This window comes from Marinobacter sp. (assembly GCF_044799475.1).
Classification (GTDB): Bacteria; Pseudomonadota; Gammaproteobacteria; order Pseudomonadales; family Oleiphilaceae; genus Marinobacter.
The window spans coordinates 4,066,379-4,088,112 of record NZ_CP085217.1; the positions used below are offsets into that span (position 1 = coordinate 4,066,379).

The following is a 21,734-nucleotide window of genomic DNA, read 5'->3' on the forward strand; positions in this document are numbered from 1 at the left end:
CAGACCGCAATTAAAAGAACAGAGGCTTGAACAAGTGTCCATCGAGAGCGTTAAAACATTACTGGAAAAAGACCCGGAGATGTTCCAGACCCCCTGCTTTGTGTATGTGCCAGAGCTGGTCGAGCGGAATTATCAGTCGCTCAGAGAGGCGATTGGCACTGACCTGATCATTTCCGTCAAGGCCAACCACTGTATCGATCTTCTGACCCTGATCAGCAGCGGAAAGGACGGATTCGAGGCAGCCTCGGAAAGTGAACTGAGCATTCTGACCATGGCGAAGGGACACTACAGTTTCGTCAACAGCCCTGGCCTGACAGCTGCCATGGTTCGCAAAGCCGTGGGTGCAAAAGCGCAGCTGGTTGTTGATCACCCCGAACAGGTGGCGCTGCTTGCTCCCTACCGGGAAAGACTGAAGCCGGTGATGCTCAGAGTCCACCCCAGTGCCCTGCTTGAGCTTGAGCCCCGACAGAAAGTCGGGCACTTCGGCATGGACTGGCAGGGCCTGTGCTCCGCCATTGACGCCCTGCGGGAACTGGAGATTCCAGTGGCAGGACTGCATTGCTTTCAGGGGTCCTACAGCTTCCAGAAACGCGCCATTGCCACCGTGTCGGCCATGGAGGGTCTTGCCCAGCGCGTGGAAGAACGCCTCGGCTATGCCCTTACCATTCTCAACCTGGGTGGTGGCTTTGGCCCGTCGTGGCAGACCGAAGATTTTGATTTTGAGGGCTACCGGGAGCGCCTCATACCCATGCAGGCACGTTACCAACTCCTCCATGAAGCTGGCCGGGCCATATTCGCCACCGCGGGCTGCTTTCTGACCCGTGTTGTCTCGGTCAAGACCCTTGGTCAACAGCGCTACGCCGTGTGTGACGGAGGGATTGCCCAGAATTTCCTGCTGGCCCAGACCGAATCCCCTTTCAGCCGTCCATTTTCACCGCAATTCTGGCCCACGTCGGGCGACAAAAAACAGCAGGACATCCGCACCACTCTGGTGGGAAGCAGCTGTAACAAGGACGACGTCATTGGTCAGGTAGACGGCCAGGCGGCTCTGCCAGCCATTGGCGACATTGCCCTTTATCCCATGTGTGGCGCCTACAACCGGACCTATTCCCCGGTTGATTTCCTGGGGCTTGCCAAGGCCAGGGAGTACATCGTACATGAAGCCTGAATTTGTCAGGGCCGGACTTCGTTCTCTTGCAACGCCGGTTCTCACACCTCTGGAACGTCTTGCCGACCTGCCGCCCGCAGCTCGCCAGCTCGTGACAGCCGGGGTTTTACGGCTGGCAGATTCGAAAATGCTGATCGAGGATCCGCTCACCCCTTTCAACATCGCCAGCCATCCCCAGTCTGCCACTGAGACCCCGGCGGCGTTTGGCCGGGAAGACCGGATAGAACGGATCATTGAACAGGCAACCGGACAGGGGCTGAAACCGGCTTTCCACAATCTGATGCAGGAATTCGCCTACACCCTGATTGATGTCTGTGGGAACCCATCCCAGCAGGCTCTGGTGGCGGACTGGCTATCCCGGGGATTCGTTGGCAGCTACCTGATGACCGATGCCGGAGGGCCTGGTATCAGTGACTGGCAGACATCTCTGCGGGAAGATGGCGGACAACTGTATGTCAGGGTCAACAAACTCTGGGCCATTGAAGCCCACCGGGCAGAATTCCTGCTGGTCGTTGCCAGACCGCAGCGGGGCTTTCTGCCCCTGACGTTCCTTCTGGACCCTGCCCGTGTGGCCACTCTGGACCGGGCACCTGTCGGGCAACCGTTTCTGGAAGGTCATCTGCAGCTCGGCAATGTGCAGGGAGAAGTGCCCGTTTTTCCTGAGGACATTCTCAAGCAGGGCGGTCTTGCCGTGGTTAACAAGGCCCTGACTTTCGCCCGCCCCCGCTTTGTCCGGGCTCTGATGGCGCATCTGACATGGCTGGAAACAGAGGGTCGACTGCTGATTGACGAAACAGACCGTTCACTCGTGCAGTGCGTTGTGCAGGCAGCCGATACCATCTGCGCCAGAAAGTCTTTTACCCGTGAATCAGTCGACGATGTACTCGCAACCAAATATCTCGCCAACGAACTGCTGCTGAAACTGGTTGTCAGCGGATGCGTCGAACAGGCCGGGGACGAGCGGGATCTGCTGGCCTTCAGCAAAATGGAGGGAAGCTCCTACCGCTGTTTCCTCGAACTCTACAGCAAGCACAAGGCGCGGAGATCATGACACCGATCACCCTGCAGGGGGCCCTTTACCAGCCTCTCAAGCGCTACATCTATCCGCCGGCGGGAGAACCAGGGGCAATGGAAGAGGACCTTGCCCGGACAATCTCCACCCAGGCAGAAAAACTGACCGGACAACTGGAGGTGCAGCCCGAGCTGCACTTTGTCACCAGCACGATGCTCACCAACACGTTTACCCGCGGGCATCTTGACTGGGCGCGCCTGGTCAAGCGCTGTGAAAAGCATGATGCCCTGCCACCTGCTACATTCCTGAACGGTTACGAATGCGCTGGCTGGGGCTATATTCTCCGCTACCTTGAGCAACTGGGAGGCACGCGACGGGTCCTGATCAGTATCGTCGATGTAAACATCTACGATTATGAATACTGGAAACACAATTCCAATTGGGGCCATTCCGGGTTTGGCATAGGCACGCTTTTGCTGGAGCTGGGCGAAGGGCCGGAGCAGGCAGTGGATGTCTGCGCCTTCAACAGCGCCAACCCGGTGGCCGACTTTGCCATGGCCATTCGCCGCCGTCTGACCGCCGAAAAGACTCGTCTCGCAGCATTGCCTTTCTTTCCCGAAGCCACACAACCGCTTTTTGACAGAACCCTCGGCACCTTCACCCGCCTGCCGGACCGTCACTCCCAGTGGGGGCACTGCTTTGGCTCCGACCCCTGGTTGTCGTTGATTCTGTCCCGGGAAAAGCTGCAGACGGCCAACTCGGATACCGGTGTACTGGTCTGCTCCCTCGCCTTCAGCGGCTACTACGCCCTCGCCCGCATTACAGTGCCACCGGCGGCTGCGCTCAGGCTGGAAGCGCCGCTTGAGGGCTGGCCCCTGAAGGAGGTGATATGACATCGCTCCCCACTCCGGACTGGCACTTTGAGGGGACCCTGAGCAGGCCCCTGGGACGTCAGGTGGCCACCGAAGCAAGGAACATGGTGTTCCCGCTGCATTCGGAATCGGATTTCATCTGGGAAGCCGGCTTCACCAATTCCACGCATCCGGTCTATACGCTCCCCTCCACCCATTACGGTTTTCTCGATGCCCTTTTAAAGGAGATCGACCGCTCGGATCTGCCAGTAGATCTGATCCTGATGCGTCTGGGCTCACCAACAACCCTGCCCCTGCCGGCGCGCCTGTTGGGGCCGGACGTCTTCCTGTGCCTTGATCCCCAGCCCCTGCTCATCAATGCGCTGGCACAGGAGAAAAAGGTATTGAGCGTCGTTGACCGTTTCTGCATCCGCTACGTGGACGAGCAGGGCGACAACAGCATCAGCCTGAGTTACTGGTCCCCAACCGGGGAGCCACAGGGTTTTCACGAGCCTGAAAGTTTTCTGGCCCAGCAGGGCATCATCAAAAAAACAGCCCATCAAAGAGGCGAAGCACGATGAAAAAAACAATAACTGTCAGTGACCTGGAGATTCTGGAAAACGAAGCCCCGGAGCGTATCACCGGCTTCCTGGAGCATACGGCCCGAACCATAGCCCGGCCAGACATGATTTACGTGACAAGTTCATCGGAGCTGTCCTTCCTGACCGCACCCTTCATGACGGATGCCATTCATGGGCTACTTTCATCACTTGAGGGCGTACCGGCACGGATTCTGTCCCAGGCCTGCCTCGGGCTCTATACAGCGGTTCAGGAGTTCTGGCGTGATGACAGTGTGAACGAAGCCCTTGTGCTGTTTGTGGAAGCACCGGGAACCCATATCCAGATTGGCCTCAACGCCATCGGAATCGGCAACCTTGAGGGTCAGGAGGGCCTGGAAACCAAACCGGGCATTGGCCGTTGCTGGCTGCGAAAGGTCGATCAGGCGGCCCTGCAGCCAGACGACATCGTAATAGACCGCTGTGAGATCTACGCGGTTTCCTCGGAGCTGACTTCCTCGGCCACCGTACTCAGAAAACTGGTGGGGGACATCGCAACACAGCACGCAGAATCCCCCGGCAAACTTGTCTCCTTTGAGGTATCCGCCCGCTGGTCAAAGAAACTGGCCGAGGCCATCAGGCCCGCCTGCGCCCAGTCGTCGACCGAGCTGGAGTGGCTTCCCAGCATTGAAACCGGGCACCACCATTACATGAGCCTGAAGCAGCCCTGCGAACTGCTGCATTACACCGCCGAAGTCGCGAGGCAACCGCTGATGCTTCTGGGGCTGGGGGGTGGCGGTCGTATCGGGCTACTCCGGGCAGTGAGCGGAGCCCATTTCCGGCGCAGTGACATTACACCACCCAGAGTTCAGGAATTACCCTTCCAGCCCTGGTTCAAAGGCACCCGGGAGGTAGTTTACGCAGAAGGCGACGATTACTACCCGGGCGTCCGGGATTACATGCTGTGTGTTAATGCCCAGTACCGGGGCATTCCCAACTTTTACTTCTACTGGGAGATCAGCCCGGCAGAACTGGAAAAAGCAGGTGCCGACGCCGACCGCACGGCTCATATTGCTGAGTCCGCCCCGTGACAACCAGGCCGGCCAACCAGATCGAGCGCTTTGCCATGAGGGATGGCTGTCAGCTTGCGGTCCGTACCCAGGTGGCGGAGCGGCCGCAGGCGGTCTTGATCCATCTGCATGCCAACTCTTTCAGCAGCCTGGCCTATATGAGTTACTGCCGCGCGCTCGCGAAAGAAGGCGTAAAACCCTACTTCCAGGATGCCCGGGGTAACGGACAATCCGAGGGAAAGCCCGGCGACCTGGACTACATCGGGCAATTCGAAGATGACCTGAATGATCTGATAGCGGCTGTCCGAAGCCGGCACCCCACCCTGCCTCTTTTTCTTTCGGGTCATTCCGGCGGGGCGGCGGTGATTCTGCGCTACCTGAAAAAATATGGTGACAGTGACCTGGCAGGTCTGATCATGCTGGCCCCGGCACTGCAGCCCCTGCCCGAGGCTTCCCGTTTCGATATGCCAGGCAGCCACAGTTTCTTCCGGCTCCGCTACCTGCGAAATCCCGGAACACGGCGGAAAGCACCAACTGAAAAACGGCCACAGCTTCCGCGAATCCGATATGGCCGCATCCGCCTGAGCGAGCACTTTCCGCCTCTTCAGGGGCTGGAGGTCATCCGTTTTCCCGGTGATGCAAAAATGGCCGCTGTCCAGGGCAGAACCCTGGGATTCAGCTACCGGGCGGCGGCGTCCTGCTTCACCTTCGATTATGAAAATACGTTTTCCCGGATAAGGGTACCTGTCTTTCTGCGTATCGGCCGGGAGGATGATGTCACTGAGCCTGGGCTGATCGAAACCATAGACCGGTGGCACCTGCATCCCGAACTCAGGCGAAGCACGGCCATCGTCGAGGGGGCCGATCATTTCAGCATCGTGCGTCATGCACTGCGGGATCTCGTGCCCTGGATTCATGCCAGTATCGAGTCTGCCCCAGAGGCGGCTCACTGCCCCGGCAGGAAACAGGCATGAGGGCCCACGCACAACAGTTCATCGGATGGGTTACGTCGCCCGCTTCCCCTTCTGTTGGCGAGCAGTTGCGCTGTCGCACCAATGCCTTCGCCGATGCCCGGTGCGTGCGGGCGGTCCCCGCCAGCACCTCTGCTCATCTGGGACTCGTGACCCTCTGTCCCGATTCCGAGCCGGCATCGACAGAGGGCCAGGTGACTACCGGCTACACGGTACAGCTCATCGATGAAAAGGCCCGGTCGTTGCAACAGGTATATCCCCTGAAAACGGACATTCTGGTCCGGCGATTCGGCACCAGCACTCCCCTTCACGTCGACGGCGTTTTCTCTGCTGCCTGGCAGACCGGCCTTGATGAGCTGAACGCCATCCACGACGTGGCAGGCATTTCGCCGCTGTATTACGCCGAAATGGGCGACGCCATTGCATTTGCCACGGATCTGAATCTGCTGCTCAGCTGTGGTGAATTCCAGCGTCTCGACCCTCACGCCCTCGCCTTCTGGACAGCACAGGGATATGGCCAGCTGTCGCAGACGCTCTATCGGGGGATCAGACGGCTGCCTCCCGCCTCCAGCCTCAGAGTCCGATGGCACAGGAACCGGCTGGAGCTGGAAGTGAGAGCCCTGGAGGACACCTCCCCCGTGGGGGTGACGGAAGGCCCATCTGCCATGGAACCTGTGCTCCCCCTTGAGCCCGGCGGCCCGGCTTCGGCTTCCGAGGCTTTCAACGCAATCCCCGGCCTGACCTGGGAATGGGGCCAGCCCGAGGATTTTCGCTGGGAGCTGACTTATCTGAGTGCGCTGCAGAAGGCAGACCAGACCCTCTGGCTATCCGACCTGGGGAAGGAGCTTTTCGAGCCCGTGCCAACTGATACTCCCGGCGCAGGCTCTTTTCGTGCGATTTCACACCTCTGTCGGCCAGGGGTGGTGCCTGCCAGGTCAGAGCCATCGAACCCGAAAAAGCAGGCCAGCGCCGAATGTCTGACATGGCACCTGGAGGGGCTGGTGAATCTGGCATCAAGACTCAGTTGCTTTGCGAGCCGACATGGCAAACTGATTCTGTTCCCCTGGCTCAACCGACTGCACCGGCAGCTTCTGGCCAACGATAAGTCTCTTCTGAGCCAGCTATCGACCCAGGTTCCATGCCGAGTCCCGATCTGGTCCGGGTTTTCCCTGAGGGATCCCGGTCCGTTCAATCTGTATGACGCTTTCCAGCGGATCGGCCACGGTGACAGCCCAACACTTCAGTTCTTCCAGCTCGACCCCTGGCGAACCCGCCGGCTGGTGCCCTGTTTTGGCGGTACAAACCATGAGGAGGCCACACGTCTGGCTGTCCTCATGCTGAGTTTCGACTACCTGGCGCGTATGCACAGGTGGTCTGTTTAGCGTGCAAACCCTGATGAACCAACGGAGAAAGAGATATGAGCACTGAAACAACACCGAGCCTGGACCAGCTTCTCAGCGAAGTTGCAATGCTTCTGAACAAGGATGTAGTGAGCCCGGACGAGCCCATGGTGGAGCTGGGTGTGGACTCCATGACCGTGGTCGAGCTGATCATGATCTGTGAGCAGATCTACCCCTCCATGGACGACCCCGAAGCCCTTCAGTTCGATGAGTTCACTACTCTGCGGGAACTGGACAACAAGCTGATGACCCAGGCTGCCTGAGGCAGGCTTCCGCTCGTGGGGAGATCTGAAATGGACAACACATTGACGCTGGATCAGCGGCATTTCATTGCGACTGATCTGCTGCTGGCTCCCCTGGTGGTCAACATCCTGGTTGCCTGGGGGCTCGCATGGCTGATTTTCTCCGGAAGCGATGCCATTGTCCTGTGGGGGCCGGCCAGTGTGGGTGAAGACACCATAGCCACCACCTTCACCATGCCCCTTATCAACACTCTGATCGTGGCGACATTGACCCGCCGGGCGGCGGGCAGCGGGAGAATACCCAGGGTCGAGCCGGAGCGTCTCCGGGGCCTGGGATGGCTTCCAGACAATCGACTGCTGAGGGCATTACTGCTTGCGGCAATCAGCCTGTGTACCGCCGGCCCCATTGCTGTTGTGGTGCTGACTAACGGGTTCGACTTTCCCATGGATGTCCAGACCCTTCTGATCTGGAAGGTAGCCATGGCGGTGGTTATGGCTCCCCCTCTGAGTCTGCTGGCAGGCCTGCCGGAGATCAGGGCACCCAGGCCCTGATCGTCGGCTTCAGGTGTGCTCCAGGACGTGCACCTGATAACCGTTTACAAGTGTCGGCTGTAGCACTCGGAGAATCCACGGGGTGATCCGGCTACCCCGGAAACCGGCGGCACCTGCAACCACCGAGGTGGATGATGCGATGCGGTAGCCGCTCTGCTGAAATGGACGAAGCGGCTCATCTTCCACCTGGTACGAGGCGCCCAGTTGCCGGATCCTGTCATCGAAACTCTGGCTGTATCTGCGCACAAACCCTGCGGATACCAGGTCTCCCACCAGCGTGTGCCTGGGAAACAGCGCCTTCAGCTGTGCGAGCATGTCACTTATCTGCTCTGAACCCAGATAGAGGAAGACCCCCTCCACCAGGACAATAACGGGCTCGTCGGTTGCTACTGAAGAAAGCCGCTCCGTCAGTGTCTCCTCAGAAAAGTCGATGGCTATGCGCTCAAGCTCATGGGGACATTCCGACACGGGCAGACGTTCATTCTTGTGGGCAATCACCTGCGGCTCGTCAACCTCAACCCAGCGCCCGGGCAGGCGAAAGGCACGGGTTTCAAAACCCGAGCCGATGGAAACGATGAGTACACCGGGCGAGCTGGCCAGCCGCGAGCAAAGATAGCCATCGATAATCCGGTGTCGCGCCACAATGTTTTCTGCAGCCCGGCGCTCCTGCTCGAAGCCCTGATAGATGGCCAGGCCTCTGGCATCCATGAGTCGGTGAGCCAGAACGTCCTGCCCCACGGAAGCTGAACTGCTGGCGTCATCCATGCGGATGCCACAGCAGCAGAACGCAGTGTCGGAAATGGGCTTCATGGTCACTCCGCCTCGTCGTACAGGAATACTGAGGCGTCTGCCTCCCGAACGGATTCGTCCCGGGCCGAGAGAATCGTCGCCTTTGCAGACACACCGGGAAGGATGTTCCGGAAAAAATACCGCATGGAAACCACCTTGCCCCGGTAGAAGGCCTGGTCTGATGCTCCCGGCTGACCCTCCAGCCGCGCCTGGGCAATTACCGCGCCTTCCAGTAAAAGCCAGGCAAGCGTAGTCTCTGCCATCATCTCCAGAAAGCGGGTGGAAGTTGCAAACACCAGGTCCATGTCCCGCTCCCGGACCCAGCCACCAAACATGGCGTGAGTCGTGGTCAGGGCATCAAGGGCCCGGGCGAGCGCGTCCCGCTCGGCGGCAAACGCATCAGGCACTTCAGCCAGAAAGCCACCGATATCATCAAGGTAGAGCCTGAACAGTTTGGAGTCGCGGCCCATGGCGAGCTTGTCCCGCAGAAGATCTGCTGACTGGATGAAGTTGGTGCCCTCCCAGATCGACAGAATCTTGCAGTCTCTGGCGTACTGTTCCAGCGGATAATCGCGGATATAGCCATGGCCGCCGTATACCTGAATGGCGATTTCCGAGATCCGCCAGGCCTGATCCGAAACGTAGGCCTTGACCACCGGGGTCAGCAGATTGGCCAGGCCCTCGTGGCGTCTCAGCGCCTCGGAATCGTCGGGCAGTCGCCCGGCTTCCATCAAGCGCGCACAGGAATAGTGGTAAGACAGTTTGGTCACCAGCGCACGGCAGCCTTCCACCCGCGACTTCATTTCAAGAAGCATGCGCCGGACATCCAGGTGATTGATGATGGCTACTTTCTGCGCCTTCGGGTTGAAGGACTGGCGCAGCTCGGTCCCCTGCAAACGGGTTGAAGCATAGTGGGCTGCGTTCAGGTAGGCGCTGGAGGCCATTGACAGTCCAAAGATGCCAGTGGATATCCGGGCCAGATTCATCAGCGACAGCAGTTGACGCAGCCCGGCATTTTCCCTTTCGCCCAGAAGGTAGCCCACGCAGGGGCCGGTATGGCCAAAACTCAAAGCGGCAGTGGCGCAGGCCCTGAGGCCCATCTTGTCCTCCAGGCGGGTGCAGGTCACATGATTGTCACCGGTTATTTCGCCGGCTTCATCAATGGTGAAGCGCGGCACCAGAAAGCAGGAAAGCCCAGTGGTTCCCGGGGGTGCGTCCGGTGTTCTGGCAATAACCAGATAGACCATGTTCTCCGACAGGTCATGCATGCCCGCTGTGATGAATATCTTTTCTCCCTCCACCAGGTAGGTTCCGTCATCCTGCCGCGTTGCCCGCGTGCGAACAGCCCCTACGTCGCTGCCGGCCTGAGGCTCGGTAACACAGAAACAGGCGGACCATTCCGAGGTGAGCAATCGACGGTGAAAGATCCGGTTGAGCCAGGGAGAACCAAAGAGCTCGATCAGCCGCGCCACGGGGACGCCGAAACCCATGTACATCATGAAAGACGGGTTGGCACCGCAGAACATTTCAAGGATGGCATGGACCACAACGAAAGGAATGTGACCGTCGTCGTCCTCTTCATTGAGCATCAGCTCGTTCCAGCCGGATTCCCGATAGTCCTGCCAGAGGCCGGGGAAGCTCTCCGGAAGGACTACCCGGTTATTGGCCTTCAGCCGACAGCCCTCCCGATCGGCTGACTGGTAATGGACCCCCAGCTTTTCCCGGGCAAACTTTCCGGCACTGGTAAGAATCGCATTAACCTCGGATCTGTCGATGCCACAAGCCGGCAGGATCTCCGATTCCAGGTCAAACTGCTCCCATAACAGAAACTGGATGTCACGCTCATCGTTCTTGTAGGCATTGGGATAATTCACGTTGTTATTCACCCTTCCTTTGGCTGGCAATTCCGAATGTTCTGGCGTTTCCAAGGTCCAGATAATTCAGAGAAAACTGCATTCAGACATGCAAAGGACATTTAAACCCAAAGGAACACAACACGCTCGACCTGGCGCACACAAATGTGAGAACAGGAGCCAGAAACTTTAACCAGTTCTCAGGGCTACTGGCGGTTCCGTGCTGAGTTAGCGGTGATCGCACAAGGGACGCACACCGTAAAGCCTCCATATAAATGAGAGGGATGAGAAACGGGACCTGAAAGTAACCTCCAGAGCAGAGCATTTGCCCATGAAAAACCAGTACAGTGACGGCCGAACGCTAATGCAGTTTTCCGGCAAGCACGAACCGGAATGGCGGGCCATAAACGACGAAGTTATGGGCGGACGATCCACCGGCGGCCCGGAGCTTCGGGATGGCAAACTTCACTTCCTGGGAACGCTGTCCCTTGAGAATAATGGCGGCTTCTCATCGGTAAGAGCGAAAGGTAAGACCTACGACCTCAGTGACGCGAAAGCACTCGCAATACGGGTCAAAGGCGATGGAAGAACCTATCAGATCCGGCTCTATACCGACGCCCGACACCAGGGATCCCGTATCGCCTACGCCGCATCATTCTCTACAAAACCTGACGAATGGATGGAAACCGAAATCCCCTTTAAAGCACTCAGGCCCGTTTTCCGCGGCAGGAAACTCGATGGCCCACCGATTGATCTCACCAGTATCGAAGAAGTCGGGTTTCTGATCGCGGACCGGCGGGAGGGAGACTTCACGCTCATCGTGGACTGGATAAAAGCCATTTAGTGCCAGGATGCCCTGAGGCTGTCCTGGCTCTGGCAATCTCCTGACCTCACTTCTGCTGGTGAAACCGGCGATGCAGATCCCGGACGGCTTCAGAGAGATCTGGCATGGGTCCCTCGACCGGCAATCCCGGCACCACCTCATTGATGGAAAGCGGCGCGACGCGCGGAGCCGACACTCCCATTTCTTCCAGCCAGCCCATCAGCTGCCCGGATGAACTTGCATAAACAATCCGGCCCAGGCCAACCCAGCCATGGGCCGCCGCGCACATGGGACAGTGTTCCCCCGAGGTGTACACGGTAGCGGCAGCCCGCTCATCCGGCGTCATGTTGGCGGCAGCCCAGCGGGCCAGTTCGAACTCCGGGTGGCGGGTGCCGTCACCGGATATCACATGGTTGTGATCTTCTGCTCTGACTGCACCGGCTTCGTCTACCAGCACTGAGCCAAAGGGCTCATCGCCCACTTCCAGTGCCGTTCTGGCCAACTCAATGCAGCGGCCGAGGTGTTTGATATCTGTTTCACTGATCATGGGTGCCTCCCGGTGATGCGAATTAGCCTCTGGACTTTCTCCATTATCATCTAATCACAAAACGGAGACATTTTTCGAAACCCGGGGGTAAGGCTCCAGCAGGGGTCACCTGTTCAAATGGCGGGGATCAATCTCCACAGGCAGTTCGCCCGCCGCCTTCAGGGCTGCAAAATGCGCGTCCCAGGCCTGCATGAAGTCCTCGGCATGGGGCCATGATTTCGAAACAAAGAGATGAATGGGAACTTCCAGCAGAGGGTCACTGACCAGAGCCGGGATCTTCTCCCTGTCAATCACATATCCTGCCGGCAGCGTGTAGTCGACAAGGTAGTCCACCCGTCCGTACAGAGTCATCTGGAGGCCTGAAAGGTGGGTCCGGGCGTATTCTACCCGGATGTCATGGGCGTTATCCTCGAAAAACGGCACCAGGTCGCCATAGGAATAGCCCTGAAGCAGTGCCACATGCTTTCCTGCGAAATCGTGAAGTGAAGTGATCGGAGGTGTATCCGGAAGGCGATAAGCGCTGAGCTTCATCACCACTGCTGGTTCCCTGCTCTGGAGGGCGTGGTCGCGGATAAAGCTCAGATCACGGGGCCCAAGGGTGAGCTCTGTGTGTCCGGTGCGCACCTGCTGATAAACCCTGGGGGCGGGCAGGTGTCGCCATTTGACTGGCTGACCCATGGCTTCCAGAACGGTATTTGAAATGTCGGCCAGATGTCCCAGAGCTTCCCCCTCACCGCCGGGATAGCCATAAGGGGGCATGTCAATAAAACCGAACTCCGGCACCTCGGGATTGCCCCCGCCAAACACTGGCTGGCCCGCCCCGCATAACCCTACCAACAGGCCAAGGAGCACCATTTTAATCATGGACAACCTCTTACTGATCTCTGTTTCGCAAAGCAGGGTCTTACCCCGACACACTAAGTGTCTGACGGATACCTTCGCACAAAGGTTCCCTTTTATCTGTTTATAGCATGCCCTGCTACCGCAGACGTGCTGAACCCGTCGTCAGGCCCGGGCCAGCCGGCTCAGAGCAGCAGGAACGTCAGGGCAGCCGCCAGCACACCAGCCATCGTCAGCCCGAGAAGGGACAGCCTGAAACTCCAGCGGAAGGATGCGTCTCTGGCACGATAGCCGGTGAGCCGTTCCATGATCAAAGCATTGGCGGCGAAAGGGGTACCAAACGCGGTGATTCCCCAGCCTGTAACCATGGCAACGCCCAGTCCCAGGAGCGCCTGTCCCGGCCAGACTGACCCCAGGATTCCCCCGATAAGCGTACCTATGACAATGGGATTGACGCCCACCAGGCCTGCCAGAAAGAAGGTCGAAGGCACCAGGGCTGCAAACACCGGCCAACTCCAGCCAGGCAGCCCTGCTTCGCCGTGGATCTGGCCCAGGACCACGCCGGCAATTATCGCTCCTATAAAAGCGGAGCCACCAACAATGGCCAGTTCGTTGCTGACTTTGTCCATGTTCACGAACGGAGGATGCTGCCCCCGGCACCAGGACAGGAGGCGGGCGCCGATAACCGCCGTGAGACAGCTCAGGGTTACGGCGTGGGCATAGCTGATACCGTACCCATGACTGAGGATGAAGACTCCCGCGCATATCGCCAGAATGAGCCCACCGAAACGTAACCAGCTGGCGATGGCCGCCGGCTGTTTGCGGGCAGCCTCCTGATTCAGGGCTTCGGGCTCCCGCCAGATGAGCCCGAGAAGCAGCATCAGCGCACCAAATGGGATGGCCACCGCGAGCAGCTCAGAACTTCGCAGCCCCGGAAGTAGCGTCAATGTGAGCACCACGGAAATCGAAAGAGGAGAAAACGTGGGTGCAGTTCCGAAACCGCGCAGCACTGCACGAGTGGCATTTCGGGTGGCCGGAGAATCACCCCTCTCACGGACACGCTCGCCCACGAGGCTGCCGATCACCGCAACTGATCCGAAATTCAGGGGCACCGAGACAAGTGCAGTGCCAAATGCAAGGCTCAAATACCGCCCCAGAGGCCGGCCTCCAAACAGGCTGACCGAGATGCGCTGAAGGTCTCTGGTCCGGCCGAGCACGGAAGAAAGCAGCATTACGGAAAGAATGAGTCCGGCAAGGCGCGAAACATTGGCAACGGCATCCCCAATCAGGGCCCTGTCCATAATCAGGGCATAACCCAGTGCAATGCAGGCCACAATAAAAACGCCGCGGGGAACGTAACGCATGTCCTTCCATCCCAGCAGGATCACCAGGCTCACCACTAGCGCACCCCCATAGGCGGCACCAGGCAGGAATGCCAGCACCGCTAGCAGAAGAGCCACATAGGCCAGAACTGAACGGGGAGCAGATAGCATGAATCATCCCGGGATGAATAAGCGGACCATTCTAAGCAAGCTACGGAACAACCGGTATTCGCATTTATGCGGGTGTGGTGGGCGCAGGTGGAAACTGGAGGCCCCAAAACATTGGCGGCGGATTTCCGCAGTACAAAAAAAGGGGCTGTTACCCCCGGGTAACAGCCCCTTATTCACAACTAATAAAGTTCCCTGAGCTTTGTTCCATTTCCATGCTCGGCCGCTGCTCTCCAGCAAAGGCATCATCCCTGCTTCAGTCCTTTCCCTGTCTTCCGTAACCTATGTACAAACCATAACATTCCACAAAACACTGTCAAGATAACAGGTATTGATTTTACATTTTAATCATTCAGAACTCTTCAGATCCCGACAGAACCTCGATAATCTTTCCACAGAAGGCATCAAGATCATCCGGGCGGCGGCTTGTGATCAGCCCCCGGTCCAGGTGAACTGCCTCATCCACCCAGTGCCCTCCGGCATTCACAATATCGGTTTTAACACTGGGGTAAGAGGTCAATGTCCGGTCCCGCACTTCGCCGGCCTCAATGACAGTCCAGGGAGCATGGCAGATTGCGGCTACCGGCTTGTCCTGAGCGAAAAAATCCCTGACGAAGGCAACAGCCTTCTCATTCATCCGAAGGGCGTCGGGGTTGGCTACGCCACCAGGCAGAACCAATGCGTCATAATGCTCGGCCTCTGCATCATCCACTGTAATGTCCACTGCAAAACTGTCAGCCCGATCCAGATGGTTGTAGCCATCGATCTCACCACTTTGCAGCGAGACAAGATGCAGATGAGCTCCAGCTTCCAGCAGGTCCTCCCAGGGCCTCGTCAGTTCAATCTGTTCTACCCCGTGAGTTGCCAGAAATGCGACCGACTTTCCTTTCAGTGGTTTGCTCATGGTTCATGCCTCCTTCCCGGATTATCCGTTGACTCCTTCCTGTACATTGCTGTCCGGCGCCGCCAATCTCAAGGCAATGGGGTCAAAAAATCCCGGAGGGCGCCACGAGCGCGGGATGCTTATTCGGCAGCAGGCTCCAGTGCTTCGCCGAGCAGAACCTGCAGGTGGTCCGGCATGCTTCCCGCCAGGGCAAGAGCGGCTTCATGGCCCCTGTCTGACATTTTCCCCCAGGTCCGGCGAACGATACGCAGCCACTTCTCCCGGTCGTAGTCGGCATTCTGCTCATAAAACTCGGCGAAATACCGCTCCAGAAACACCATGCAGGCAACATCTTCCAGCAGTTGGGTGTCTGGATCCCGGCTCAGTTCACGCTTGGTAAGAATGGTTTCGACCCGTAAGCGCTCCTCCTCAGGGTAGCCGCACTCCGTCATGATTTCCGCAGCCCGCTTTCCGTGAAACCGGCCGCAGGCCTGACGCCATTCGTAGTAGGACTTGCGTCCCTCCGGAAACTCCTTCCTGGGCATTTTCCAGCGTTCAATATGCTGTGCCCGGCAGGCAATCTGCATGCGTTCAGAGGGTTCTGGCTCCAACTGGAACAGCCACCGGGTCATGTGCTGGCTATAGGCATATTCTTTCGGCAGAGGCTCGCCAGTCACCTGCTCGAGGTTAGGATCAGCCAGGTTCGCCTTATCTATTCTGCCCAGCGCACAGCTGAGCTGGGACGATTGCGTCATCAGAAATCTCCGGAAGTAACTGCTTTGGCCCAGAGTATATTCACAAACCTGCCAACCAGGAATGGTCGAAACTCAGTCCCACTTTATCTCTTTTATACGCCGGCCACCCCAGCCAGACCGGATTACCTTGCATGACGCCGATTCGCGCACCAATTGCCCGTTCAGCGCCCGCCTCAGGCGGTCCAGGGCTTCGTGCATCATCGACTGAATCTGGACGAGGGCATGCATCGGGTTACTGGCCAGTCGCCGGCGGCTGTCAATCACGAACTGGAGACCCCGCAGACGCCTCTGGCGACCCGGGGGGCAGCTGCTTATGCAGTCCTCGATCAGCTCTGCCCGGAGCCTTTCAAAGCCCTGGGGATCACGCTCTGCAAGTTTCCTGAGCTCCTCGAATGGGGGTAGTTCCATAAACCTTCCTCCCTGAAGTGGGCTTACGCATCTAGTTCTGTTGTTCTCTTATTTCGTCAGCTTTCTTCTGAAGACTGCGCCAGGCGGAGGAAGTAGCCTCCACAGTGCTCTCCCAGGCGTTCCTCGTGGTCTTCCGGGTCTGCTCCCAGGCTTCGCTCAGACCCTGCCTGGTCTGGTCCCACCAGCCTTCATTGTATTCAGGAAGATTTTTCAGCATTTCGCGGGAAATACCGAGCTGAACCTGATATTCAACGTCGTCGAACTTTGTCCTCTCTGCGTTAACCTTTACCGTAAAAGTGCCCCGCTCTGCAACGAGCCGGCGACCGCCCATGCCAAGCACAGCGCCGGTTCTTATGATCAGGGAATGCACTGACATGGCCGGGCCGAGCAGGAGATCATCGACGTCGCCTATCTGCTCTCCCTCGGTGTCGTAGACACCGGCAGCCAGAAGGTCGTCAGCCGAATACAGGCCCTCTGCTGCGCTGACGGCCATGCTGCCCGCCAGAAGGCAGGCGCAGAAGGCCGCGACACATCCAGTGTGGGTCAAAATTCTGTCGCTTGATTTTTCATCCATAACCCCTGCCCTCCTGGCTTTTCCGCGTTTTCCGTTTGCGATGCTTCATCTTCAGCGAGCGGTGTAACCGCCGTCAATAACCAGCTCGGTTCCTGTTACAAATCCGGCTTCGTCCGAGGCGAGATAGACAATCCCCCAGGCGACGTCATCGGGCTCCCCCACGTGTCCCAGGGGATGAAGAGAATCCAGCGATCGTCTGCCTTCAGCCACATCGCCCTGATCCTCCAGGAACTTTTCAACCAGCGGAGTCCAGATGAACCCAGGATGCACAGAATTCACCCGTATCCTGTCAGAGGCATAGGTCAGTGCATCCGTCTTGGTCATCAGGTGGACCGCCCCCTTGGATGCGTGATACGCCGGAATGTCAGGGGCTCCGACCAGCCCGTAAATGGATGACAGGTTGATGATGCTTCCGCCGCCGCTGGCCCGCATATGAGGTATGGCAGCCTTGGTGCAGAAAAACACGCCTTTGACGTTCACTATCTGCACCTCATCCCACTCATCTTCCGTAAGCTCGTGGCTGGGCCTGTTCGCGCCTGATATTCCGGCATTGTTGACCAGTACGTCCAGCCGACCGAATTCATCCACTACCCCCTGGACAGTGCCAACGACCGCGCGCTCGTCGCCAACATTGCAGTGCCAGTAGGTCGCCTGACCGCCCTCGTTATTGATGCTCTCGGCAAGCACCCTGCCCTCGTCATCCTGGATATCGGCAATTACCACTGTCGCACCCTCTTCGGCCATTCGTTGCGCCGTAGCGCGACCAATGCCGACGGCGCCGCCAGTCACGATCGCAATTTTGTCCCTGAGTCTGTTCATGTCCTGCCTCCTCCCTGGTAATGACTGATTCTGCTCTGTTTCCGGGTTGTCAAAGGATCCAGTCCCGTCCGGAGATCCACCCTGGCGTGAACGGCATTGACGAAAATTTATACAGCACACATATGCAATGGACCTTGATACAACGGATTTCAACCGCATGCCTTCAGGAGATACCCATCACCCATAAGTGCCAATCAGAGATGAACCGAAAGGGAGAGACAGGATGTCCGAAGCCAGAAGCCTGAAGCCCGAAGACCTCTACAGCCGCTGTGATACCGGAAAATTCTCCTTCAAAACGACCGACGAACTTGACGATGTTGAAGATGTGGTGGGCCAGGAACGGGCCACCGAAGCCATCCGATTCGGTATTGGAATCCGTCGCGGCGGTTACAATCTGTACGTCCTTGGCGAGCGCGGCACAGGCCGTAGGGCCCTTATCGGCCGTCGCCTTCGTGACAAAGCAACCGATGAAGCAACTCCTCCGGATGCGGTTTACCTCAACAACTTCATTGACGGCCGCAAACCTGCGGCGCTGACACTGCCCGCCGGCAAGGGGGTAAAACTCCAGGATGACATGAAACGGCTGGTTGAGGATCTGGAAGCGGCGCTTCCTGCGACCTTCGAGAGCGAAGACTATCGCGCAAGACGCAAGGAGCTGGAAGACAAGCTGCAGGAGGAGCAGGGCCAACCCCTTGAAGAGCTCAAGAACAAGGCCCAAAAAGAAGGGCTGGCACTGGTTCGCACAGCACAGGGCATGGCTTTTGCCCCTGTCAGGGAAGATGGGGAAATCATGCCCAGGGAAGAATTCAACGAGTTGCCAGAGAAAGAACGGGACAAAGTCCAGGAAAGAATTTCCGAACTGGAGAGCGACCTTGAAAAGATCCTGTACCAGGTTCCCCACTGGCAGCGCCAGAGCCAGCGAAAGATCCGGGAGCTGGACCGGGAGTTCACCCGGATCACCGTCGACAACCTCATGGAGGACCTCCGCAAGGCCTGGGAAGATCACGGCAAAGTACTGGACTACTTCGATGCCGTCCGCGCTGATGTGATCGACAACGTCAAAGACTTTGTGGAGAACGAAGACAGCAAAAAACAGCACATGCCGCCAGGCCTCATGCAGCAGGAGGAGCGCCCCCTGGACCGCTACCGGGTCAATGTCCTCGTAGACAACAGCAAAGCTGAAGGCGCGCCCATTGTCTTCGAGGATCACCCCCGCTACCAGAACCTGTTTGGCAGCATCGAACATACCTCACGCATGGGCACCCTGTTCACCGACTTCACCCTGATCAAGGGCGGAGCCCTCCATCGCGCCAACGGTGGCTATCTGGTGGTTGAGGCGCGCCATCTCCTGACCCAGCCCCTTGCCTGGGAAGGCCTCAAGCGCGCCCTGTTTTCCGAAAGCCTGAAGGTTGAGCCTCCAGGCCGGGAACTGCTCATGATCAGCACGGTGTCACTGGAGCCGGAAGCGATAGATCTGGATGTGAAGGTCGTCCTGCTGGGATCACGCCGGATCTATCAATTGCTGAACCGGCTTGATCCGGAGTTCGGCCAGTTGTTCAAGGTAGCCGCCGACTTCGAGGACACCATGCCCCGGGATGAGGACAGTCAGGAACTCTACGCCCGGACGATCGCCACCATCGCCCGGAAAAAGGGACTCATGCCGCTGGACCGGGGAGCCACGGCACGAGTAATAGAACAGGGCGCAAGAGAAGCTGAAGACGCAGAGCGGCTTTCCATTCATACAGAGAGCATCACAGACCTGCTCCGGGAAGCCGATTTCTGGGCGCAGGAACGTCATCAGGATGTCATCCAGAGGGAAGACGTCCAGAAATCGGTGGATGCGCGCAAGTATCGGGCAGGCCGGGTCCCGGAAAAAATCCGGGAAGAAATCCGGCGTGGCACCCTGCTGATTGACACGGAAGGCCAGAGAGTTGGCCAGATCAACAGTCTGGCCACATCCGATGCAGGCCAGATGAGTTTTGGCCATCCCTGCAGGGTCACCGCCCGTGTGCGCCTGGGCAAGGGTGAGGTCAAGGACATCCAGCGCGAGGCAAAACTTGCTGGTCGCATCTATTCCAAGGCGGTGATGACCCTCTCCGGCTATCTGGGAGCCCATTATGCTCCGGATTTTCCGCTGATGCTGGGCGCCAGCCTCGTATTTGAACAGACCTATGGTGGCATCGAAGGTGACTCCGCCACCGCCGCAGAGCTCTTTGCTCTTCTCTCGGCGCTCGCAGATGTACCCCTGCAGCAGTCCCTGGCGGTGACCGGCTCCGCCAATCAGTACGGCGAGGTGCAGGCCATTGGCGGTGTGAACGAGAAAATCGAGGGCTTCTTTGCCACCTGCAGGGAAAAAAAACTGACCGGCGAGCAGGGAGTGCTGATTCCCGCCTCAAATGTGAAGCACCTGATGCTGCGCGAGGAAGTCATCGAAGCGGTCCGGGACGGGAAATTCGGCATCTACCCTTTCAGCACCATCGACGAGGGGCTGGCCATAATGACTGGTCAGACTTCGGGCGAAAGGGATGAAAAAAATCGCTTCCCGGAGGGCACGGTGAACTATCGGGTGCAGCAGAGATTGATGGAAATGGCCAGACAGACAAGGCAGTGGAGCAAGGGCGAAGACGGCGGCAGCCAGAGCCAGGCAGAATAGTCATCCCTGGCTGGTCGGGGCTTCGGGCGCTCCCGCCCCGGTTTTTACCTATCAGAATACACTTGGCAAAAACAGGAGTTAAGGTTAAAGTGCGTGGGTAGGAAAGATTTGGCAAAGCATTTCACGAATAAGACGCTTCTCTGTTGTAACTGGTAGTGTACGTCCTGTTTTTGATCCCGCACGTTTTTTTCCGCACACAGCCGATCAGCCATCACTCTGATGGAATGGCGGCAAATTAAATGATTAATCTCAGGATAAATATTATGTCTACCACTACTGGTACAGTTAAGTTCTTCAACGAAGCAAAAGGCTTTGGCTTTATCACTCGCGAAAGCGGGCCGGACGTTTTCGTCCACTACAGCGCTATTCAGGGCGGCGGTTTCAAGACTCTGGCTGAAGGCCAGCAGGTTGACTTCACCGTGACCCAGGGCCAGAAAGGCCCCCAGGCGGAAAATGTTGTCGCTGTTTAAATAACAGACGGCATACAAAAGAAAGGCAGCTTCGGCTGCCTTTTTTCATGTCTGATCGATCATTCTGCCAACCTTTTCAGCACCGCCCTCAGCCCCACAACAACCTGTGCCATCCGGTGATAGTCCAGCCTTTCCGGGTTATCCCCTGGCCGGTGATAAAGGGGATCCCGAAACAGCAGCGTATCGGTGACCATCAGTGCCGGGTAGCCGGACTCCCAGAAAGACCAGTGGTCCGACCAGGCCACGCCCGGCACTCTGGGCGGCAGAGCGACGCCCCTTGCCAGTAATGTGTCAGCCTTGCGAAAAGCCTTGAGAGCTTTCCGCATTAGCAGGAAATCCCTGGGGCGGGTGACAAACCCGATGAAGTCTGCGCGGTCCGGATAGAGCCACTTCAGCGCGGAAACCGGATAATGCTGACTGTCGGGCTCATCACTGTAATAGCCAATACCATCCATGCTTATCATGGCCCTGATGGACTCATTCTTTTCCCTGCACTGCCGGGCGTAGGCATGGCTGCCCATGCTCGGGGTGAAATAAAAGGGAGGCTCTTCATTGGTGAAGGCGACAAAACGGAGTGTGCGCTTCTGGGGGCGGGGCCCGAACCACTCAGCCAGCGCCAGCAGCGCAGCCACTGAGGAAGCGTTGTCATTGGCCCCGGGAGAGCCTGGAACCGAGTCGTAGTGGGCTCCGATGACCACAATCCCGGCAGAACTTTCCTCCCCGGTGACCTCAGCCACCAGATTCCAGGCCTTGCGACCTTTGAGCCCCGGCAGGGAGAGCTCATAAGGAACGCGGATTGGGGTCAGGCCAACCTTCTCGAAACGCTTTTCGATCCACTCTGCGGCATCTTCAAGAGCCCCTTCTCTCAGCATGTTGCGCTCCCCGATATCAACCGCCAGGGTCCGAACGTCGGCTTCCAGTGTCTCTGCCAGACGTTGCTTGTTTTCGGAACGGGATCGCGCATCTCGCCTGTTTTCTGTCATGTCAGCTCCCTTTGTGGAGTTCCT

General features: G+C 58.1%; 23 protein-coding genes. 12 read left to right on the plus strand and 11 right to left on the minus strand.

Features of this window, described 5'->3' with window-relative positions:
- The first annotated feature begins 34 nt into the window (after positions 1-34).
- The 9 genes from LG327_RS18660 to LG327_RS18700 are packed head-to-tail and all read left to right on the plus strand — an operon-like array spanning position 35 to position 7,823.
- Entirely contained in the window at positions 35-1,168 is a 1,134-nt protein-coding gene (locus LG327_RS18660; protein ID WP_404364292.1) for a hypothetical protein, read from the plus strand.
- Positions 1,158-2,219: a hypothetical protein gene (locus LG327_RS18665; protein ID WP_404364293.1), complete on the plus strand. Its 1,062-nt coding sequence runs from the start codon at positions 1,158-1,160 to the stop codon at positions 2,217-2,219. Before LG327_RS18660 ends, LG327_RS18665 begins: the two co-directional genes overlap by 11 nt.
- The gene (locus tag LG327_RS18670; protein WP_404364294.1) at positions 2,216-3,073 is read left to right on the plus strand and encodes a hypothetical protein; all 858 of its coding nucleotides are present in this window, start codon (positions 2,216-2,218) and stop codon (positions 3,071-3,073) included. The genes LG327_RS18665 and LG327_RS18670 overlap by 4 nt, the downstream gene beginning before the upstream one ends.
- Complete coding sequence (locus tag LG327_RS18675) at positions 3,070-3,612, plus strand: hypothetical protein (RefSeq protein ID WP_404364295.1); 543 nt, start codon at positions 3,070-3,072, stop codon at positions 3,610-3,612. Before LG327_RS18670 ends, LG327_RS18675 begins: the two co-directional genes overlap by 4 nt.
- Positions 3,609-4,679: a hypothetical protein gene (locus LG327_RS18680; RefSeq protein ID WP_404364296.1), complete on the plus strand. Its 1,071-nt coding sequence runs from the start codon at positions 3,609-3,611 to the stop codon at positions 4,677-4,679. The genes LG327_RS18675 and LG327_RS18680 overlap by 4 nt, the downstream gene beginning before the upstream one ends.
- On the plus strand, positions 4,676-5,632 hold the full coding sequence (locus LG327_RS18685; RefSeq protein WP_404364297.1) for an alpha/beta fold hydrolase: 957 nt from the start codon (positions 4,676-4,678) through the stop codon (positions 5,630-5,632). Before LG327_RS18680 ends, LG327_RS18685 begins: the two co-directional genes overlap by 4 nt.
- A complete protein-coding gene (locus LG327_RS18690) occupies positions 5,629-7,011 on the plus strand; it encodes a hypothetical protein (protein ID WP_404364299.1) in 1,383 nt (460 codons plus the stop codon). Before LG327_RS18685 ends, LG327_RS18690 begins: the two co-directional genes overlap by 4 nt.
- A 35-nt stretch (positions 7,012-7,046) precedes the next feature.
- Positions 7,047-7,292 carry an acyl carrier protein gene (locus LG327_RS18695; RefSeq protein ID WP_404364300.1) on the plus strand — a complete coding sequence of 82 codons (246 nt, stop codon included), beginning with the start codon at positions 7,047-7,049 and terminating at the stop codon, positions 7,290-7,292.
- A 30-nt stretch (positions 7,293-7,322) separates the two neighbouring features.
- Entirely contained in the window at positions 7,323-7,823 is a 501-nt protein-coding gene (locus LG327_RS18700) for a hypothetical protein (RefSeq protein ID WP_404364301.1), read from the plus strand.
- A 9-nt stretch (positions 7,824-7,832) separates the two neighbouring features.
- Here LG327_RS18700 and LG327_RS18705 read toward each other — a convergent pair whose 3' ends face one another.
- Together LG327_RS18705 and LG327_RS18710 are read right to left on the minus strand one after the other, a co-directional pair.
- Positions 7,833-8,633: a class I SAM-dependent methyltransferase gene (locus tag LG327_RS18705; RefSeq protein WP_404364302.1), complete on the minus strand. Its 801-nt coding sequence runs from the start codon at positions 8,631-8,633 to the stop codon at positions 7,833-7,835.
- A 2-nt stretch (positions 8,634-8,635) separates the two neighbouring features.
- On the minus strand, positions 8,636-10,486 hold the full coding sequence (locus tag LG327_RS18710) for an acyl-CoA dehydrogenase (RefSeq protein WP_404364303.1): 1,851 nt from the start codon (positions 10,484-10,486) through the stop codon (positions 8,636-8,638).
- 310 nt (positions 10,487-10,796) lie between these two features.
- Here LG327_RS18710 and LG327_RS18715 point away from each other — a divergent pair, with 310 nt between their 5' ends.
- Entirely contained in the window at positions 10,797-11,309 is a 513-nt protein-coding gene (locus tag LG327_RS18715) for a CIA30 family protein (protein ID WP_404364304.1), read from the plus strand.
- Between the two features lie 46 nt (positions 11,310-11,355).
- Here LG327_RS18715 and LG327_RS18720 read toward each other — a convergent pair whose 3' ends face one another.
- The 8 genes from LG327_RS18720 to LG327_RS18755 form a co-directional block, all read right to left on the minus strand.
- Entirely contained in the window at positions 11,356-11,835 is a 480-nt protein-coding gene (locus LG327_RS18720; protein WP_404364306.1) for a nucleoside deaminase, read from the minus strand.
- Positions 11,836-11,940: 105 nt separating this feature from the next.
- Positions 11,941-12,699, minus strand: coding sequence for a substrate-binding periplasmic protein (locus LG327_RS18725; RefSeq protein WP_404364307.1), 759 nt, complete (start codon positions 12,697-12,699; stop codon positions 11,941-11,943).
- Positions 12,700-12,860: 161 nt separating this feature from the next.
- Positions 12,861-14,168, minus strand: coding sequence for a hypothetical protein (locus LG327_RS18730; RefSeq protein WP_404364308.1), 1,308 nt, complete (start codon positions 14,166-14,168; stop codon positions 12,861-12,863).
- 349 nt (positions 14,169-14,517) lie between these two features.
- Entirely contained in the window at positions 14,518-15,069 is a 552-nt protein-coding gene (locus LG327_RS18735; RefSeq protein ID WP_404364309.1) for a type 1 glutamine amidotransferase domain-containing protein, read from the minus strand.
- Between the two features lie 119 nt (positions 15,070-15,188).
- The gene (locus tag LG327_RS18740) at positions 15,189-15,803 is read right to left on the minus strand and encodes a DUF4202 domain-containing protein (RefSeq protein WP_404364310.1); all 615 of its coding nucleotides are present in this window, start codon (positions 15,801-15,803) and stop codon (positions 15,189-15,191) included.
- Between the two features lie 72 nt (positions 15,804-15,875).
- Positions 15,876-16,211: a DUF3135 domain-containing protein gene (locus LG327_RS18745; RefSeq protein WP_404364311.1), complete on the minus strand. Its 336-nt coding sequence runs from the start codon at positions 16,209-16,211 to the stop codon at positions 15,876-15,878.
- A 31-nt stretch (positions 16,212-16,242) separates the two neighbouring features.
- A complete protein-coding gene (locus LG327_RS18750; protein ID WP_404364313.1) occupies positions 16,243-16,785 on the minus strand; it encodes a PRC-barrel domain-containing protein in 543 nt (180 codons plus the stop codon).
- Between the two features lie 51 nt (positions 16,786-16,836).
- A complete protein-coding gene (locus LG327_RS18755; RefSeq protein WP_404364315.1) occupies positions 16,837-17,604 on the minus strand; it encodes an SDR family NAD(P)-dependent oxidoreductase in 768 nt (255 codons plus the stop codon).
- A gap of 223 nt (positions 17,605-17,827) precedes the next feature.
- On the opposite strand from LG327_RS18755, the gene LG327_RS18760 reads away from it, so the two are divergent.
- Together LG327_RS18760 and LG327_RS18765 are read left to right on the plus strand one after the other, a co-directional pair.
- Positions 17,828-20,257, plus strand: coding sequence for a Lon protease family protein (locus LG327_RS18760; RefSeq protein ID WP_404364317.1), 2,430 nt, complete (start codon positions 17,828-17,830; stop codon positions 20,255-20,257).
- 263 nt (positions 20,258-20,520) lie between these two features.
- Complete coding sequence (locus LG327_RS18765; protein ID WP_404364319.1) at positions 20,521-20,727, plus strand: cold-shock protein; 207 nt, start codon at positions 20,521-20,523, stop codon at positions 20,725-20,727.
- A 59-nt stretch (positions 20,728-20,786) separates the two neighbouring features.
- On the opposite strand, the gene LG327_RS18770 is transcribed toward LG327_RS18765, so the two are convergent.
- Complete coding sequence (locus LG327_RS18770) at positions 20,787-21,710, minus strand: M28 family peptidase (RefSeq protein ID WP_404364321.1); 924 nt, start codon at positions 21,708-21,710, stop codon at positions 20,787-20,789.
- Positions 21,711-21,734: the final 24 nt, after the last annotated feature.